The 17,496-nt window shown below is 68.4% G+C and carries 18 protein-coding genes; 11 read left to right on the top strand and 7 right to left on the bottom strand.

Translation table 11 applies throughout. The annotated features are described in order from the left end of the window. Positions 1 to 145 precede the first annotated feature (145 nt). Positions 146 to 586 (bottom strand): methylmalonyl-CoA epimerase, encoded by a 441-nt coding sequence (mce, locus tag ABCR94_RS09575; RefSeq protein WP_347118775.1) that lies wholly within the window; start codon positions 584 to 586, stop codon positions 146 to 148. A 137-nt stretch (positions 587 to 723) separates the two neighbouring features. Here mce and ABCR94_RS09570 point away from each other — a divergent pair, with 137 nt between their 5' ends. Together ABCR94_RS09570 and meaB are read left to right on the top strand one after the other, a co-directional pair. Next, entirely contained in the window at positions 724 to 1,926 is a 1,203-nt protein-coding gene (locus ABCR94_RS09570) for an acetyl-CoA C-acetyltransferase (protein WP_347118774.1), read from the top strand. Between the two features lie 82 nt (positions 1,927 to 2,008). After that, positions 2,009 to 2,965 carry a methylmalonyl Co-A mutase-associated GTPase MeaB gene (gene meaB / locus ABCR94_RS09565; RefSeq protein WP_347118773.1) on the top strand — a complete coding sequence of 319 codons (957 nt, stop codon included), beginning with the start codon at positions 2,009 to 2,011 and terminating at the stop codon, positions 2,963 to 2,965. Between the two features lie 310 nt (positions 2,966 to 3,275). On the opposite strand, the gene ABCR94_RS09560 is transcribed toward meaB, so the two are convergent. After that, positions 3,276 to 3,875: a PepSY domain-containing protein gene (locus ABCR94_RS09560; RefSeq protein WP_347118772.1), complete on the bottom strand. Its 600-nt coding sequence runs from the start codon at positions 3,873 to 3,875 to the stop codon at positions 3,276 to 3,278. Positions 3,876 to 3,991: 116 nt separating this feature from the next. Between ABCR94_RS09560 and ABCR94_RS09555 the strand changes: the two genes are divergently transcribed. Both ABCR94_RS09555 and ABCR94_RS09550 read left to right on the top strand, forming a co-directional pair. Beyond that, positions 3,992 to 4,651 carry a response regulator transcription factor gene (locus ABCR94_RS09555; RefSeq protein ID WP_347118771.1) on the top strand — a complete coding sequence of 220 codons (660 nt, stop codon included), beginning with the start codon at positions 3,992 to 3,994 and terminating at the stop codon, positions 4,649 to 4,651. Beyond that, positions 4,648 to 6,048 carry a sensor histidine kinase gene (locus ABCR94_RS09550; RefSeq protein ID WP_347118770.1) on the top strand — a complete coding sequence of 467 codons (1,401 nt, stop codon included), beginning with the start codon at positions 4,648 to 4,650 and terminating at the stop codon, positions 6,046 to 6,048. The genes ABCR94_RS09555 and ABCR94_RS09550 overlap by 4 nt, the downstream gene beginning before the upstream one ends. Here the strand turns inward: ABCR94_RS09550 and ABCR94_RS09545 are convergent. The 4 genes from ABCR94_RS09545 to ABCR94_RS09530 all read right to left on the bottom strand — a co-directional run bounded on the left by ABCR94_RS09545 (position 6,045) and on the right by ABCR94_RS09530 (position 8,705). Continuing rightward, positions 6,045 to 6,521, bottom strand: coding sequence for a MarR family winged helix-turn-helix transcriptional regulator (locus ABCR94_RS09545; RefSeq protein ID WP_347118769.1), 477 nt, complete (start codon positions 6,519 to 6,521; stop codon positions 6,045 to 6,047). The two genes, ABCR94_RS09550 and ABCR94_RS09545, sit on opposite strands and share 4 nt — an antisense overlap. Before the next feature lie 108 nt (positions 6,522 to 6,629). After that, entirely contained in the window at positions 6,630 to 7,409 is a 780-nt protein-coding gene (locus ABCR94_RS09540; RefSeq protein ID WP_347119129.1) for an AIM24 family protein, read from the bottom strand. A 5-nt stretch (positions 7,410 to 7,414) separates the two neighbouring features. After that, positions 7,415 to 8,065: an AIM24 family protein gene (locus ABCR94_RS09535; RefSeq protein ID WP_347118768.1), complete on the bottom strand. Its 651-nt coding sequence runs from the start codon at positions 8,063 to 8,065 to the stop codon at positions 7,415 to 7,417. Between the two features lies 1 nt (position 8,066). Next, positions 8,067 to 8,705, bottom strand: a complete 639-nt coding sequence (locus ABCR94_RS09530) for an AIM24 family protein (RefSeq protein WP_347118767.1) — start codon at positions 8,703 to 8,705, stop codon at positions 8,067 to 8,069. A 180-nt stretch (positions 8,706 to 8,885) separates the two neighbouring features. Here ABCR94_RS09530 and ABCR94_RS09525 point away from each other — a divergent pair, with 180 nt between their 5' ends. The 4 genes from ABCR94_RS09525 (at position 8,886) to glxA (ending at position 13,459) form a co-directional block, all read left to right on the top strand. Next, the gene (locus tag ABCR94_RS09525) at positions 8,886 to 9,233 is read left to right on the top strand and encodes a DUF3817 domain-containing protein (protein WP_347118766.1); all 348 of its coding nucleotides are present in this window, start codon (positions 8,886 to 8,888) and stop codon (positions 9,231 to 9,233) included. Next, positions 9,230 to 9,523 (top strand): MTH1187 family thiamine-binding protein, encoded by a 294-nt coding sequence (locus tag ABCR94_RS09520; RefSeq protein WP_347118765.1) that lies wholly within the window; start codon positions 9,230 to 9,232, stop codon positions 9,521 to 9,523. Before ABCR94_RS09525 ends, ABCR94_RS09520 begins: the two co-directional genes overlap by 4 nt. Positions 9,524 to 9,720: 197 nt before the next feature. Continuing rightward, positions 9,721 to 11,499 carry a glycosyltransferase family 2 protein gene (locus tag ABCR94_RS09515; RefSeq protein WP_347118764.1) on the top strand — a complete coding sequence of 593 codons (1,779 nt, stop codon included), beginning with the start codon at positions 9,721 to 9,723 and terminating at the stop codon, positions 11,497 to 11,499. Positions 11,500 to 11,503: 4 nt separating this feature from the next. After that, positions 11,504 to 13,459 (top strand): radical copper oxidase GlxA, encoded by a 1,956-nt coding sequence (gene glxA, locus ABCR94_RS09510; protein ID WP_347118763.1) that lies wholly within the window; start codon positions 11,504 to 11,506, stop codon positions 13,457 to 13,459. 23 nt (positions 13,460 to 13,482) lie between these two features. Here the strand turns inward: glxA and ABCR94_RS09505 are convergent, their stop codons facing one another. After that, positions 13,483 to 14,532, bottom strand: coding sequence for a glycoside hydrolase family 6 protein (locus ABCR94_RS09505; RefSeq protein WP_347118762.1), 1,050 nt, complete (start codon positions 14,530 to 14,532; stop codon positions 13,483 to 13,485). 165 nt (positions 14,533 to 14,697) lie between these two features. On the opposite strand from ABCR94_RS09505, the gene ABCR94_RS09500 reads away from it, so the two are divergent. From ABCR94_RS09500 to icmA, 3 genes are all read left to right on the top strand, one after another. Then, a complete protein-coding gene (locus ABCR94_RS09500) occupies positions 14,698 to 15,207 on the top strand; it encodes a MarR family winged helix-turn-helix transcriptional regulator (protein ID WP_347118761.1) in 510 nt (169 codons plus the stop codon). Between the two features lie 77 nt (positions 15,208 to 15,284). Continuing rightward, on the top strand, positions 15,285 to 15,611 hold the full coding sequence (locus tag ABCR94_RS09495; protein ID WP_347118760.1) for a DUF3817 domain-containing protein: 327 nt from the start codon (positions 15,285 to 15,287) through the stop codon (positions 15,609 to 15,611). Positions 15,612 to 15,703: 92 nt separating this feature from the next. Further along, a complete protein-coding gene (icmA, locus tag ABCR94_RS09490; protein ID WP_347118759.1) occupies positions 15,704 to 17,404 on the top strand; it encodes a coenzyme B12-dependent isobutyryl-CoA mutase large subunit in 1,701 nt (566 codons plus the stop codon). Positions 17,405 to 17,496 lie beyond the last annotated feature (92 nt).

Genomic DNA, 17,496 nt, shown 5'->3' with positions numbered 1-17,496 from the left:
TCGCAACTCATGTGAACAAGCACCACCCTGACAGTGGGCGGCCCCCGGGGGAATGGTGTCAGATCAACAGTGAGGCATGGGTCACAGGCCCCGATCCCGGCCCCGGCCCGGAACGGCCCACTCTACCGGCCCGGAAATCCCGGGGTCAGTGCTCCGTGGTGGCTGGAGGGGCAGAAGTGACAAGTTCGGTCAGTACGCCGTGGCAGTCCTTGGGGTGCAGGAAAGTGATGCGCGACCCCATGGAGCCGATGCGCGGCTCGTCGTAGAGGACCCGTACACCCTTGTCCCGTACTGCCTGGGCGTCACCGTCGACGTCCTCGGTCCCGAAGGCGATGTGGTGCACACCCTCACCGTTCTTGGCCAGCCACTTTCCCACCGCGGAGTCCTCGCGGGTGGGTTCGAGGAGCTGAAGGTACGAGGCGCCGCCGTCCGAGGTTTCGTTGATCTTGAGCATGGCCTCGCGGACCCCCTGCTCCTCGTTGATCTCGGTGTGGAACACCTCGAAGCCGTAAGTGGCCCGGTAGAACTCGACGGTCTTGTCGAGGTCGAAACAGGCGATCCCGATGTGATCGATTCGCGTCAGCATGGGTCCAGTGCAGCGCCTCGGGGGTGGTTACGCAACGTGCGCGCGATCACACTCGCTGCCCGGTGACCCGGCCCGTACCGCTCAGTACATTGAGGTAAACCCTCGTTCACTCCTCACCATTCAAGGGGCCGTGCCTCATGCCTGGAACGAACCGCACCACCTCCGTCATCGTTGCCGGTGCCCGTACGCCCATGGGCCGCCTGCTCGGTTCCCTCAAATCCTTCTCCGGCGCGGATCTCGGCGGGTTCGCCATCAGGGCGGCGCTGGACCGGGCCGGTATCGGCGGCGACCAGGTCCAGTACGTGATCATGGGCCAGGTGCTGCAGGCCGGCGCCGGGCAGATCCCCGCTCGGCAGGCCGCAGTCAAGGCCGGCATTCCGATGAACGTCCCGGCGCTCACCGTGAACAAGGTCTGCCTTTCCGGGCTCGACGCGATCGCGCTGGCCGACCAGCTGATCCGCGCCGGTGAGTTCGACGTGGTCGTCGCGGGTGGCCAGGAGTCCATGACCAACGCGCCCCACCTGCTGCCCAAGTCCCGCGAGGGCTTCAAGTACGGCGCGATCGAGATGCTCGACTCCATGGCGCACGACGGCCTGAGCGACTCCTTCGACGGCGTCGCCATGGGCGAGTCCACGGAGAAGCACAACACCCGGCTCGGGATCGCCCGCGCGCCGCAGGACGAATTCGCCGCGCTCTCGCACCAGCGGGCCGCCGCCGCACAGAAGAACGGGCTCTTCGAGGCCGAGATCACCCCGATCGAGATTCCGCAGCGCAAGGGTGACCCCGTGCTGTTCTCCAAGGACGAGGGGATCCGGCCCGAGACGACGGCCGAGTCGCTCGGGAAACTGCGGCCCGCCTTCGCCAAGGACGGGACCATCACGGCCGGTACCGCCTCGCAGATCTCCGACGGCGCGGCTGCCGTCGTGGTCATGAGCAAGGCCAAGGCCCAGGAGCTCGGGCTGGACTGGATCGCGGAGATCGGCGCCCACGGCAACGTGGCCGGGCCGGACAACTCCCTCCAGTCGCAGCCCTCCAACGCGATCGTGCACGCGCTGGGCAAGGAGGGCCTCGGCGTCGAGGATCTTGATCTGATCGAGATCAACGAGGCGTTCGCGGCGGTCGCCGTGCAGTCAATGAAGGACCTCGGGGTATCCCCGGAAAAGGTGAACGTCAACGGTGGCGCGATTGCCCTGGGGCACCCGATCGGGATGTCCGGCGCGCGTGTGGTGCTGCACCTGGCGCTTGAGCTCAAGCGCCGTGGCGGCGGTGTGGGTGCGGCGGCGCTGTGTGGCGGTGGCGGGCAGGGCGATGCGCTGATCCTTCGGGTTTCGGGGAAGTAAGCCCTCGGTCCGTTGGATTGGTTGCGGTTCGTGGTGTGTGCGGGCGCGTGTGCGGTGCGCGTCCTGAGAGAGCGGAGTGGTGATGCAGGACGTCCCCGAGCTGGTGGCTCAGGCGCGAGAGGGCCGGCCGCGTGCGGTGGCCCGGCTGATCTCGCTGGTCGAGGGGGCGTCTCCGCAGCTGCGTGAGGTGATGGCCGCGTTGGCGCCGCTCTCCGGTCATGCGTACGTCGTCGGGCTCACCGGGTCGCCCGGAGTCGGCAAGTCGACTTCCACTTCGGCGCTGGTGTCGGCGTACCGGCGGGCCGGGAAGCGGGTCGGGGTGCTCGCCGTCGACCCGTCCTCGCCGTTCAGCGGGGGTGCGCTGCTCGGGGACCGGGTGCGGATGTCGGAGCACTCGTCGGATCCCGGTGTCTATATCCGGTCGATGGCGACCCGGGGGCATCTGGGCGGGCTCTCCTGGGCGGCGCCGCAGGCCATTCGGGTGCTTGATGCGGCCGGGTGCGACGTGGTGATCGTGGAGACGGTGGGGGTCGGGCAGTCGGAGGTGGAGATCGCCTCCCAGGCCGATACGTCTGTGGTGCTGCTTGCGCCGGGGATGGGGGACGGGATTCAGGCCGCGAAGGCCGGGATTCTGGAGATCGGCGATGTGTACGTGGTCAACAAGGCCGATCGGGACGGGGCGGATGCCACTGCCCGGGAGCTCAACCAAATGCTCGGGCTCGGGGAGTCCCGGGGGCCCGGTGACTGGCGGCCGCCGATCGTGAAGACGGTGGCGGCTCGGGGCGAAGGTATCGACGAGGTTGTCGAGGCGCTGGAGAAGCACCGGGCCTGGATGGAGGAGCGGGGTGTGCTCGGGGAGCGGCGGGCTCGGCGGGCCGCTTACGAGGTCGAGAACATTGCGGTCACCGCGCTGCGGGGGCGGATCGCTGACCTGCGGGGCGACCGGCGGCTCGGGGCGCTCGCTTCGCGGATCGTGGCGGGGGAGCTGGATCCTTACGCGGCCGCGGATGAGTTGGTTGCGGGGGTTACCGAGGGGTGAGTGTAGGTGGCTCGTGCGGGTGGCTCGTGTGGTGCGCTGTGCGGTGCGTGCGGTGCGTGCGGGCGGGGGCGTGACGCTCCGGGGGCGGCGTCCGGGACTGCATGATTTAGGCGCACTGCGGGGTCGCCCAAGGCCCTGGCGGGGAAGAGGCCCACAAATCACGCTTTACGTCCCGAACACCACCCCCTGCGCGTCCCGCCCCCTCGCGTTGTGTGTGGCCGAGGCGGGGCGTGCAGGGGGTGGGTGCACGGGACTCACGGGGCGGGACTTACTGCGTCGCAGGGGCTGCGTGTGGGGTGTGGCTGGGCTGTCAGTCGTCCGAGTCGGTGTCATTGTCGTCGTCTGTGTCGGGCTGGTCGTGGGTGACCTTGGCCGTCTTCGCGTCTACGTTCAGCTCGTGCCACTTGCCGTCCTTGCCCTTGATCTCGGCCTCCCAGGACAGCTTCCCGTCGTCGTCCAGGTCGATCGACGTGAGGGTGCCGGGGCGGGCCTTCAGGGCAGCCGCTGCGGCCTCGTTCACGGTGATCGCTGAGCTCATCGGTGCGCGGTCGTCGTCATCGGCGTCCGTGTGTGTGCGGGTCACCTTGGACGTCTTCGCGTTTACGTCGACCTCGTGCCACTTGCCGTCCTTGCCGTAGACGTCCATCTCCCAAGTGGGGGTGGTGGGGGTGGTGTTGTACTCGTCGTCGTCGTTGTGCTGGTCGAGTTCGGCGCTCGTGATCGTGCCGGGGGCCTTTTCGAGGGTTGCTGTGGCTGCCTTGTTGAGCGTTGTCGTCGTTTCCGCCTTGGCCTTGGCGGTGGTGGTGCTCTTGGTGGGGGCGGTGGTGTCCGCTCCTGCGAATGCTGTGGCCGCTCCGCCGGCGATCAGGGCGGTGGTGGTTACCGTGGCGATCAGGATGTTGCGCTTCATGGGGTCCTCCCGGAGTGGTTGTCCGTTGCGATGTGGACCAATCTGGCCGAGCGATGCTGAAGAGGACCTGAAGCCACCTGAAGGGCTCTTCAGGTTCCATTTGCGACCCTGTGCACATGCGCTTGTTGATCGTGGAGGACGAAAGGCGCCTCGCGGTGTCCCTGGCCAAGGGGCTCACCGCCGAGGGCTTCGCCGTAGATGTGGTGCACGACGGCCTCGAAGGGCTGCACCGGGCCGGGGAGGGTGCGTACGACCTGGTCCTTCTCGACATCATGCTGCCGGGCATGAACGGATACCGGGTCTGCGGCGCCCTGCGTGCCGCCGGGAACGACGTGCCGATTCTGATGCTGACCGCCAAGGACGGGGAGTACGACGAGGCGGAAGGGCTGGATACCGGTGCCGATGATTATTTGACCAAGCCGTTCTCGTACGTGGTGCTCGTTGCTCGGGTAAAGGCGTTGCTGCGGAGGCGTGGGGGTGGTGGGTCGCCCGTGTTGAGCGTGGGGGATCTGCGGATGGACACCGCCTCTCGGCGGGTGCACCGGGGGGACGACGAGGTGGTGCTCACCGTCAAGGAGTTCTCCGTGCTGGAGCAGCTCGCGGTGCGGTCCGGCGAGGTGGTGAGCAAGGCCGAGATCCTGGAGCACGTCTGGGACTTCGCCTACGACGGGGATCCCAACATCATCGAGGTGTACGTGAGCGCTCTGCGGCGCAAGTTGGGGGCCGCGCGGATTCAGACGGTGCGTGGCGCCGGGTACCGGCTGGTGGCGGGATGAGGCGGCTCTTCGGGTCCGTACGGGCCCAGGCGGCGATCGGGGCGACGCTGGTGGTCGCGGTGGCTCTGGTGGCCGCCGGGCTCGCCCTGCTGTGGGTGCTGCGGGCCAATCTGACCGACCAGACCGACCTCCAGGCCGAGGTCGCGGCGCAGGACGTGGCCTCGCAGGTGGCGCTGGGGAAGGCGTACAAGGAGCTGGATCTGCCCGACGACCGGGTTGTGCAGGTCGTGAGTGAAGGTCGGCGGGTTCTTGCGGTGAGTGAGGATCTGGAGAGTGTGGAAGGGGCCGGGAGTTCGCAGGTTCGGGTCGGGGGTCCGGATTCGGCTGTGGATGATGATGGTGACGATGATCCCGGGCGCGGTGAAGTCTCCGACGACGAGCCGGAGTTGTCGGGCGGGAGCGCCGTGGTGGACGGGGAGCAGGCCGACTACCGGTTCGCCGCTGTCGAGGCGACCACGCCTCAGGGGCAGACCGTGACGGCGTATGCGGGCGCTCCGCTCTCCGCCGAGCAGGGCGCTGTGGGTTCGGTGACGGATGCCATGTTGATCGGGCTGCCCGCGATGCTGCTCGTCGTCGGCGGCGTCACCTGGCTGGTGACCCGGCGCGCGCTGCGGCCCGTGGAGGGCATTCGCAAGGAGATGGCCGCGATCACGGCCTCGGAGGATCTCTCCCGGCGGGTTCCTGAGCCGGACGCGCACGACGAGGTGGCGCGGCTGGCCCGCACCACCAATGAGACCCTCGGGGCGCTCGAAGCGTCTGTGGAGAGGCAGCGGCGGTTCGTTGCCGATGCCTCTCACGAGCTGCGCAGCCCGATCGCCTCACTGCGGACGCAGTTGGAAGTGGGCGCCGCACACCCGGAGTTGCTGGATGTGGACGGTGCGGTGAGGGACACCGTGCGGCTCCAGGCGGTGGCCGCCGATCTGCTGCTGCTCGCCCGGCTGGACGCGGGGGAGCGGCCGGGGCGGGCCCATGTCGACGTGGGCCTGCTGGTGCGTGAGGAGGTCTCGCAGCGCTCCGACCGGCTGCCGGTGATGGTGAAGGTGACTGGCGGCTTGGAAGTGGCCGGTTCGCGCGGGCAGTTGGCGCGGGTGCTTGGGAATCTCCTGGACAACGCGCAGCGGCACGCCAGTGGTTCGGTCGATGTGTGGGTGCACGGTGAGCGTGCGGATGTGCTGCTGAGGGTTGCCGACGACGGTGCGGGGATTCCGGCGGCGGAGCGGGAGCGGGTCTTCGAGCGGTTCGTACGGCTCGATGACGCCCGTAGCCGTGACGACGGGGGCGCGGGGCTGGGTCTCGCGATCGCCCGTGATGTCGCGCTCAGGCATGGCGGCACCCTGACGGTGAGTGAAGGAGAGCGCGGCGGTGCTCTCTTCACTCTGCGACTGCCGGCTGTCTAGAGCTTGCCGCGGCTGCCGCGCAGGTGCTCCACGACGGGGGTGAGCGAGGTGCTGAGCTCGGTGAGGGCCTCGGGGGGGAGGAGGCCGATGAAGTGCTTGCGCACGGACTCCACGTGGTGCGGAGCGACCTGCTTCATGGTGTCGCCGCCCTGGTCGGTGAGCACGGCGTACAGTCCGCGCCGGTCCGACTCGCAGTTCTCCCTGCGGACCAGTCCGGCGTTCTCCATGCGGGTGATCTGGTGCGAGAGCCGGCTTTTGGACTGCAGGGTGGCGGCGGCGAGGTCGCTCATCCGCATCCGCCGGTCTTCCGACTCGGAGAGATTGACCAGGATCTCGTAGTCGTTCATGGTCAGTCCGAAGGGCTGTAGGTCTTTTTCGAGTTGGTATGTCAGCAGCCTGCTGGCATCCAGGTAGGTGCGCCAGGCGCACTGCTCGGTATCGGTTAGCCAGGGGGCGGCCGTCTCGGTCTCCATGTATGGATTCTACCTAAGAAGTTGAATACTGGACGAAGTTGGAGGGTGTGACGCCAGGCACCCGAGAGGGCGTGCACACGTTCGACGTCACACTCTGCAGACTACCGCTCACAGGCCGAAGCGACGCTGGAGGTCCCCCAGCTGACCGGGAAGACGCTGCGAACTGCCCGGCTGCCCCTGGCCGGAACCATGCCCCCCAGGCACGCCCGCCTGATCCGGAACCCCGCCGACCGCCTGCTCGGCCATGAGGAGTTCGGTCGACTGGAGCAGCACCGTTCCCGCGCCCATGAACTCGAACTGGTGCTCCTCGCCCGACGTACCGCCCAGGCCGGTGAGTGTCCGGATTCCGCCCATGACCCCCGTCATATAGCCGTGGTCGTAGTGGTGGCAGGGGGACGGGCAGTCCGCCCAGCCCACGAGGGCCTGCGGGTCGACCCGGATCGGCGGCTCCATGAAGACCACCGGGCCGTTGGAGGCCGCCACGAACTTGCCCGTGCCGATGAGGGTCAGGAAGCCGGGCACGATCGACTGCTTGAGGGCGAGCGTCGGCTCGTACGCCAGGAGATTGCCCGAGCGGATCGTGAGGTTGCCGTTGTCGAGGTCGAAGGAATTGACGTCGAAGGCACGGTCCGCGAGCAGCATCTTGCCCTGGCCCTCCGCCACCACCCAGTCGCTCGCGTGCAGCGGCGAGTGGAAGCTGGAGCGCAGCAGGCGGTCGAAGCGGCCGTGGCCGATGCCGTTGAACTCGATCCGCCCGTAATAGGCGATCATCTTGCCCTTCTGCAGGAACCACTGGCTCCCCTTGAGCTCCACGCAGAAGGTGTACGGAGTGACGTTGTCGTCGGAGGGGAGCGTCTGCGGGTCGAAGACGACAGGGCCCGCGGGCATGGTGGTCACAGCTTTTCCTCCGAGGCCTGTACGTACACCGCGCCGTTGCCGGACAGCTCCAGCTGGAACGCCTCGCCCGAGCCGCGGCCCACCATGTCGCGCCAGCCCAGTGCGGTGGAGAGCTTGTTGCGTACGTCGCCGTGGTGGGCGACGTACGCCTGCGGGTCGACGTGGACCGGGCGCTGGGGTGTGATCGGCAGCTCGATCACCCCGCCGTGCGCCATCACGGCGACCGCGCCGTGCCCCTTGAGTGTCGTGGTGAACAGGCCCTGGCCGGACACCTGGCCGCGCACCATGCCCATGACACCACCCTGCGAGCCCATGAACATCGTGCCCTGGGTCAGGGCGCCGTCGAAGGCCAGCAGGCGGTCCGCCTCCACGTAGAGGGTGTCGCCCGCCAGATTGATCACCTGGATGTGGTGACCGCCGTTGCCGAACAGCACGGTGCCCGAGCCCTCGACCGTCATGAGCGGGGTCGCCTCATTGGCCACCCGGCGGCCGATCATGGACATCACGCCGCCCTGGCCGCCGCTGATGTTCGGCGTGAAGGACACCTCGCCCCGGTACGCGAGCATCGCGCCGCGCTGGCTGAACATCTTCTGGCCGGGCGCGACCTGCGCCTCGACCACCTTGGAGTTGATCTCACGGAACGGCATGTCAGACGTCGCCCCCGATGGTGTTGCGCTCGCTGGGCTGCACGTAGACGAGCCCCTCGCCCTCGAAGCGGATCTGGAAGGACTCGCCGGAGCCCTCGCCGATGAGGGTCCGGAAGTTCACCCCGGACTGGAAGTGCTGCTGGAGATTGCCGGTGTGCGCGACGTACGCGCCGGGGTCGACCTGGAGCGGGTACTGGGCGGAGACGCGCAGTACGACCGCCGGGCCGTCCGACATGATCGCGGCCTGTCCTGTGCCCTCGACGGTTGTCGTGAACAGGCCGTTGCCGGTCGCGCCACCGCGCAGGCCGGTGAAGCTGGTGCCGGTGCGCAGGCCCGCGTCCGTACAGAGCAGGTTGCTGGACTCGACGAACAGCTTCTCGCCCCGCAGTGACACGAGGTTGATCTCACTGGCACGGTCGGCGAAATAGCAGGTTCCGTGTCCCTTGGCCTCCATGACGGTCATCTGCTCGCCGGTGAGCCGGCGAGTGACCATGCCACGCATGCCCTCACCGCCGCCGGACATCTTTTTGAACGCCACCTGGCCGTCGTACGCGACCATCGAGCCGTTCTTCGCTTTGACGGCATCGCCTGTCATGTCGACGGCGAGCACCTTGCTGCCTTGCAGTCGGAACTGAGCCACAAGGGTGACGTTATCCGTCCTTAGCGCCCCGGCACAGTGGCCCACGACACGATCCATGCTTCGAGTCGTCCCTGAGTCGACCCTGGGGGGATCCGGGGAAAGCGGGCTGCCACAATGGGGCGAGCTTGTGCGTACATTCACAAGATCGACCGTTCCCGCGACGATGAAGGTTGCCTCTCCGTGGACATCAAGACCGCTTCCGCACTCCGCCGCCTCCGCCTGGTGTCCGCCCCCGAGGCGGTGTCCTTCCTGCTGCTGCTCCTGTGCTCGGTGCTCAAGCGCACCACGGAGTTCAACGCGGTCCCGGTGATGGGCGCGGTGCACGGTCTGCTCTTCGTCCTGTACGTCGTCTTCTGGGCCGACGCCTGGAACCGCGCCAAGTGGCCGCTGGGGACCGCCGCCTTCTACCTCCTGATGTCCGTCCTGCCCACCGGTGGCTTCTTCGCCGACCGCAGGCTCAAGCGCGAGTCCGAGGACGCGCTCATCGCCGGGCGCGCCCGCAAGGAAGGCCCGGTCACCACCGCATGATCGTCGCCTTTTCCGTCTCGCCGCTGGGCGTGGGCGAGGATGTCGGGGAGTACGTCGCCGACGCCGTCCGCGTGGTCCGCGAATCCGGCCTGCCCAACCACACCGACGCGATGTTCACCTCGATCGAGGGTGAGTGGGATGAGGTGATGGACGTCGTCAAGCGCGCCGTCGCCGCGGTCGAGGCCCGCTCGCCGCGTGTCTCGCTGGTCCTGAAGGCGGACATCAGGCCCGGTGTCACCGACGGCCTGACGTCGAAGGTCGAAACGGTGGAGCGCCATCTCGCGCAGTGACTTACACCGACTGGCATTGAGTGGAACCCCTGGTCCTGGTGGCCAGGGGTTTTCTTGTGCCGGGGGCCCGGAACGGCGAGAGTTCGGCGCTGACGTCCGGTCACAGGAACGCCCAGTCGGCCGTATCCAAGTCGACACGCCGGGCTATCTCCACTTCTGTTGGCTTATCGATTCCAATCGATCAGCTTGGAGGCACCGTGCGGTCGGAGGGCTACGACTACGACACCCACAGCCGGCTCGCCGGGCCGCTGGCGGAACCGGGCACCGCCGCCTACCGGGTGCAGTACCGGAGTCTGCTCGCGCAGGAGCCGCACCGAATACGGGCCGTGCTGCTGATGACCCTGGCGCCGCTGCTCTCGGCGGTCCTGCTGGCCTATCTGGTCTGGCCCTCGCACTGGACCAAGCGCGAGGGAGGCGACCGCTGGCTGGTGCATCTGGACGCCGTGATGCTGGCGTCCATCGGATTGATCATGTTCTTCATGCTGGTCAACGTGGTGTCGATCGCACACGCCACGATGGTCGCCAGGGATCCGCTGCCGGTGACGCCCGAGGAGGGAACACGGGTCGCGTTCCTCACGACGTACGTTCCGTGTAAGGAACCGATCGCCATGGTGCGGGCCACCCTCGCAGGCGCGGTCGCCCTGCGGCACAACGGGCCGCTGGACATCTGGCTGCTCGACGAGGGTGACGACGAGCAGGCCAGGGCGCTCTGCGCCGAGCTGGGCGTACGGCACTTCACCCGCAGCGGCATACCGGAATGGAACCGCAAGAAGGGCCCGCACCGGGCGAAGACCAAGCACGGCAACTACAACGCCTGGCTCGCCATGCACGGCGACGCCTACGACTTCTTCGCATCGGTGGACACCGACCATGTGCCCCTGTCGAACTTCCTGGAGCGGATGCTCGGCTACTTCCGCGACCCGGACATCGCCTTCGTCGTCGGGCCGCAGGTGTACGGGAACTACACGTCCTGCGTCACCAAGGCGGCCGAGAGCCAGCAGTTCCTCTTCCACGCGCTGATCCAGCGCGCGGGCAACCGCTATGGCGCACCGATGTTCGTCGGCACCAACAACGTCGTACGGATCAGTGCGTTGAAGCAGGTGGGCGGTCTCTACGACTCGATCACCGAGGACATGGCCACCGGCTTCGAGCTGCACCGCAGGAAGAACCCGGGGACCGGCCGCTTCTGGCGGTCCGTCTACACCCCGGACGTGCTCGCCGTCGGTGAGGGGCCGGCCTCCTGGACCGACTTCTTCACCCAGCAGCTGCGCTGGTCGCGCGGCACCTACGAGACGCTGTTCAGGCAGTACTGGAAGGCGCCCTTCCGGGTGCCGCCGGGCCGGCTGCTCACGTACACGCTGATGCTCGTCTACTACCCGATGACCGCCGTCAACTGGCTGCTCGGCATCCTGAGCTGCGTGCTGTTCCTGTGGTTCGGGGCGTCCGGCACCCAGGTCTCCTCCGCGATGTGGCTGATGCTTTACAGCGACGCGGCGGCCCTCCAGATCGGGCTGTACCTCTGGAACCGGCGGCACAATGTCTCGCCGCACGAGCCGGAGGGCTCGGGCGGGCTCGCGGGCATGGCGATGTCCGCGCTCTGCGCGCCGATCTACGCCAAGTCGCTGGGCTCGGCGGTGCTGCGCACCCGGGGCAGGTTCGTGGTCACGCCCAAGGGCGGACAGGCGAGCCCCGACCGGCTGCTGACCTTCCGGATCCACCTCTTCTGGGCGGCGGTGCTGGTCAGCTCCCTGGTGGCCTCCTTCTACCTCGGCCACACCCATGCGGCGATGCGCACCTGGGCCGTGCTGGCGCTGGTCATCGCGCTGTCCCCGGTCGCGGTGTGGACCTGGACCTCGGTGCGGGGACGGAACCGGGCCAAGGCGGTCGCCGGGGGCCGCGCCGGGGTCACGGCCGGCGACAGTGCGTCGGGCGAGGAGCCGGAGCCCGCCTACGCCACGACCACAGGAGGGAACTGACGTGATGGGCTACCGGCCGACGAAGAAGTTCAAGAAGGTACTGCTCGGCAGTGGCGCGGTCGTGCTCCTCGCGGGCCTCAACGCACCGGCGGCCGTCTCCTTCGCCGAGGAGAAATACCACGCGTACAAGATCGACCAGCCCGGCTACAAGGCCAGGTACGGCGCCTGGGACACCGTTGATATCCCGGACGAATACCGTACGAACGCGATCCACGCGGCCCTGCTCAACAGCGGCAAGGTGCTGATCATCGCGGGCTCGGGAAACAGCGAGAAGAAGTTCGACGAGGGCTCCTTCGACACTGTCCTGTGGGACCCGAAGGACAACTCCTTCAAGCTGGTGCCGACCCCCGAGGACTTCTTCTGCGCCGGGCACTCCCAACTCCCCGACGGACGGCTCCTGGTGGCAGGCGGCACCGCGCGCTACGAGGTGCTCGACGGGACGGTCACCCGGGCCGGCGGCGGCATGCGGGTCAAGAACGAGAACCCGGACAAGCCCATCACGTTCAAGAAGGGCACCCGCTTCCGCTCGCCCTCCGGGGTCACCTACGTCTCGAAGTTCGCCGTGACGGTGCCCAAGGCCCAGCGCAACTTCAAGATCTCGTACGCCAAGAGCGGGCGCATGCTGCCCTGGAAGACCACCGTCACCGCGGCCGAGTCACGGGTCTTCGTGGAGGCGGTCAAGGACGGGAAGCAGGCGGTCACCGAGGAGGCCGCGCAGTACGAGATCGAGGGGCTGAAGGGCGAGGACGCCGACAACGCGTACGGTCTCGCCGAAAAGATCACCATGGACAAGCAGGACTTCCAGGGGATCAAGGCGGCGTACGAATTCGACCCGAAGGCCGAGAAGTACATTCCCGTCGACCCGATGAAGGAGGCCCGCTGGTATCCGACGCTGGTCACCCTTGCGGACGGCAGGGTCCTCGCCGTCTCCGGCCTCGACGACGTCGGCGCGATCGTCACCGGCGACAACGAGTACTACGACCCGAAGACGAAGAAGTGGTCCAAGGCGCCCTTCCGGTACTTCCCCACCTACCCCGCGCTGTTCCTCACCAAGGGCGGCAAGCTCTTCTACTCCGGGTCGAACGCCGGGTACGGGCCCGCCGACAAGGGGCGTCAGCCCGGCCTGTGGGACCTGGAGACCAACACCTTCAAGAAGGTCGGCGGGCTCGCGGACCTGAATCAGACCGAGACCTCGGCCTCACTGGTCCTGCCGCCCGCGCAGGACCAGAAGGTGATGATCCTCGGGGGCGGCGGCGTCGGTGAGTCGGCCAAGGCGACCGGCCGCACGGCGATCGTGGACCTCAAGGAGGACAGCCCGGCCTTCAAGACCGGACCCGAACTCCCTCAGGGCACCCGGTACTTGAACAGTGTGATCATGCCGGACGACTCGGTCTTCACCAGCGGCGGCTCGGAGGACTACCGGGGGCGCGGCGCCAGCAACATCCTCAAGGCGCAGTTCTACGACCCCAAATTGAACGCGTTCCGCGATGCGGCCGAGCCGACGGTGGGGCGCAACTACCACTCCGAGGCGCTGCTGCTGCCCGACGGTCGGGTCGTCACCTTCGGCTCCGACTCGCTCTTCGGCGACCGGGACAACACCAAGCTCGGCAAGTTCGAGCAGCGGATGGAGATCTACACACCGCCGTACCTCTTCAGGGACAAGGCGAAGCGCCCGGCGCTGCAGGACGGGCCGCGCACGCCGGACGCGCAGAGCCGGGTGACGTACCGGACCGCGCATCCCGAGCGGATCGAGCGGGCCAGGCTGATGCGGCCGAGCGCGGTCACGCACACCACGGATGTCGAGCAGCGCTCGATCGAACTGGGCGTGACCAAGGGGAAGGGCGAGGTGACACTGGAGGTGCCGGGGGACAAGTCGCTGGTGCCGCCCGGGTCGTACATGCTCTTCGTCACGGACGCGGAGGGGACGCCGTCCGAGGCGAAGTGGATTCATGTGGAGTAGGTCCTCCCGCCCCGCCCCCGCAGCTACCCCTTCGCCCGCCGCGCCAGCCCCAGCGCGTAGTCCGGCCACCACGTGCCCGCCGTCGGTCCGCCCCGGCACGGGCCGTCCGAGTCGCCGGGGCGCTTGATCCACAGGTGTGCGTCGAGCAGGGGCGCGTCCGTGCGGTCGCTCGGCGGCGTTCCCAGGGCGCGGCCCGACGGGTTGCACCAGGAGTCGCGGCGGTTGCCGGGCAGCGGCCCGTTGCCGTTGCGGCTGCTGTCGACCACGAAGTGCGTGCCGCCCAGCAGCCCCGAGAGCTGGGTGCCGTACGCCTTGACGGCGTTGTCCGGCTGGAAGTTGGAGACGTTCAGCGAGACGCCGTCTGCCCTGGCGACCCCCGCGCTGCGCAACGGCCCCACCAGTTTGCCCGGGTCGTCGATCCAGGCGGGGTTGCCCGCGTCCAGATAGACGCGGGTCTTCGGCTGCTTCTTCAGCCGGTCGACCGCGTCGGACAGCAGTTGGGCGCGCTCGGCGTGGTGCTGGACCGGAGTGCAGCCGTCGACGATGTGCGGCACCGCGTCCGGCTCCAGGATCACGATGGCCGGGGCGTCGCCGATACTCTCCGCGAACGTCCCGATCCAGCGCCGGTAGGCCTCCGCGTCCGCCGCCCCGCCCGCGGAGTGCTGCCCGCAGTCGCGGTGCGGGATGTTGTACGCGACGAGGACGACGGTCCGGGCGTCGCCCGCCGCACCCCGCACGGCGTTCTTGATCTCGGGCGCGGGGTCGTCTCCGGCCGGCCAGTCGGCGACGGGCCGCTCGGAGATCCGCTTGAGGATGCCCGCGTCGGCCGTACGCCCCGCCGCCTCCCACGCCTTGACCTGGCGTGCGGCGTCACTGTTGGGGTCCACCCAGTACGGGGACGGGGGCTCCGCCTGGGCGGGGCCCTGGACGACGGCGGCCTTGCCCCGGCCGGGTTCGGGCCCCTGCGCGGGGTCGGCCGACGAGCAGCCGGCCGCGGTGAGCGCGAGGAGGGCGGCGAGGGTGGCGCCGGTGAGTGAGCGTGAGCGTGAGCGGGTCGGTCTGCGGCCGGACATCCAGCCCCCTTGAGCGGTCGACTGGGCGGAACGGACCGGGCAATCGTTGCATAGCGGTCATAAGGTGCATGGGTGCGACACCGCCCGTCGCGTGTCGGTCGAGCGTTCGTACCGAAGTTCGAGACAGAGCTGACCGACATGTGACCGACGGGTATGGTCGATGCCGTGCCAAAGCCGCTCAGCCTCGCCTTCGACCCCATCTCCCGAGCCGACGAGCTCTGGCAGCAGCGCTGGGGTCCCGTGCCCTCGATGGCCGCGATCACCTCGATCATGCGCGCGCACCAGATTCTGCTCGCCGAGGTCGACGCCGCCGTCAAGCCGTACGAGCTGACCTTCGCGCGGTACGAGGCGCTGGTGCTGCTCACCTTCTCGAAGGAGGGGGAGCTGACCATGTCGAAGATCGGCGAGCGGCTGATGGTCCACCCCACCTCGGTGACCAACACCATCGACCGCCTCGTGCGGTCCGGTCTCGTCGACAAACGGCCCAACCCCAACGACGGCCGCGGCACCCTCGCCTCGATCACCGACAAGGGCCGCGAGGTCGTGGAGGCGGCGACCCGCGATCTGATGGCGATGGAGTTCGGGCTCGGGGCGTACGACGCGGAGGAGTGCGCGGAGATCTTCGCGATGCTGCGACCGCTGCGGGTGGCCGCACGGGACTTCGACGACCAGTAGCGGGAGTGGCCGGGGGTGCTGGGTGAGCCGGTAGCCCGCCCGAAGATCGCCTGTTGTGCCCGGTTACGCTCGATGCCATGAAACAAAGCGTGCTGACCCGCTATCGCGTGATGGCGTACATCACCGCCGTGTGGCTGCTGGTGTTCACCGTCGCGATCGTCATGAAGTACGGCTTCGACACCGGCGACACCATGCTGATCTCGCAGGTCCACGGTGTGCTGTTCATCGTTTACGTCGTCTTCGCCTTCGACCTGGGCACCAAGGCGAAGTGGCCGCTCGGCAAGCTGGCGTGGGTGCTGGCCGCCGGCTGCATCCCGGTCGCCTCGTTCTTCGTGGAGCCGAAGATCACGCGTGAGATCCGCCCGCTGATCACGGAAGCCCGCCCGGCCCCGGCCAAGGCGTAATCACGCAATCAGGCTGTCCTCGGCCGCCGCGAGCCAGGCTCGTGGCGGCCAGCCATCGACATTTACTAGGACGTCCTAGTAAATTCAATGGCATGGACGCTCACGCCATCGAGGAAGGCCGCCAGCGCTGGCAGGCCCGTTACGACAAGGCCCGCAAGCGCGACGCGGACTTCAGCACGCTCTCCGGAGACCCGGTCGACCCCGCGTACGGGCCACGGCCCGGTGATGTGTACGAGGGCTTCGAGCGGATCGGCTGGCCCGGGGAGTACCCCTTCACCCGCGGTCTGCACTCGACCGGGTACCGCGGCCGGACCTGGACCATCCGCCAGTTCGCCGGCTTCGGCAACGCGCAGCAGACCAACGAGCGCTACAAGACCATCCTGGCCAACGGCGGCGGCGGCCTGTCCGTCGCCTTCGACATGCCGACCCTGATGGGCCGCGACTCCGACGAGTCCCAGTCGCTCGGCGAGGTCGGCCACTGCGGCGTCGCCATTGACTCCGCCGCCGACATGGAGGTCCTCTTCCAGGACATCCCCCTCGGCGACGTCACCACGTCGATGACCATCAGCGGTCCCGCCGTGCCCGTCTTCTGCATGTACCTGGTGGCGGCCGAGCGACAGGGCATCGACCCCGCCGTCCTCAACGGCACGCTCCAGACCGACATCTTCAAGGAGTACATCGCGCAGAAGGAGTGGCTCTTCACGCCCGAGCCGCACCTGCGCCTGATCGGCGACCTGATGGAGCACTGCGCGCGCTCCATCCCCGCGTACAAGCCGCTGTCGGTCTCCGGGTACCACATCCGCGAGGCGGGCGCGACGGCCGCGCAGGAGCTCGCGTACACGCTCGCGGACGGTTTCGGTTACGTCGAGCTCGGCCTGTCCCGCGGCATGGACGTGGACCACTTCGCGCCCGGCCTGTCCTTCTTCTTCGACGCTCATGTCGACTTCTTCGAGGAGATCGCCAAGTTCCGCGCGGCGCGCAGGATCTGGGCCCGCTGGATGAAGGAGGTGTACGGCGCGCAGAGCGACAAGGCGCAGTGGCTGCGCTTCCACACCCAGACGGCCGGCGTCTCGCTGACCGCGCAGCAGCCGTACAACAACGTGGTGCGCACGGCGGTCGAGGCCCTGGCCGCGGTTCTGGGCGGCACCAACTCGCTGCACACCAACGCCCTGGACGAGACCCTCGCCCTCCCCTCCGAGCAGGCGGCGGAGATCGCGCTGCGCACCCAGCAGGTGCTGATGGAGGAGACCGGCGTCGCCAACGTGGCCGACCCGCTGGGCGGTTCCTGGTACGTCGAGCAGCTCACCGACCGCATCGAGGCGGAGGCCGAGAAGATCTTCGACCAGATCAAGGAGCGCGGCACCCGGGCGCACCCGAACGGGCAGCACCCGATCGGCCCGATCACCTCCGGCATTCTGCGTGGCATCGAGGACGGCTGGTTCACCGGGGAGATCGCCGAGTCGGCGTTTCAGTACCAGCGCTCGGTGGAGAAGGGCGACAAGCGGGTCGTCGGCGTCAACTGCCTGCACGGCTCGGTGACGGGCGACCTGGAGATCATGCGGGTCAGCCACGAGGTGGAGCGCGACCAGGTCAAGACGCTGACCGAGCGCAAGGCGGCCCGTGACGAGGCGAAGGTGCGTACGTCGCTGGACGCGATGCTGGCATCGGCGCGCGACGGCTCGAACATGATCGAGCCCATGCTCACCGCGGTGCGCGCGGAGGCAACCCTGGGCGAGATCTGCGGCGTACTGCGCGACGAGTGGGGTGTGTACACCGAGCCGCCGGGGTTCTGACCGGCATCTCCAGCGGAGAGTTTCGTGCGGACCTTGTCGCACGGATTCTCTGCACGGATTTTTTGCGCGGGAACGGACGCCCGGACGCCCGG

Source organism: Streptomyces changchenzhani (assembly GCF_039766235.1).
Lineage (GTDB): Bacteria > Actinomycetota > Actinomycetes > Streptomycetales > Streptomycetaceae > Streptomyces.
This window is presented reverse-complemented; position numbering and strand designations above follow the sequence as displayed.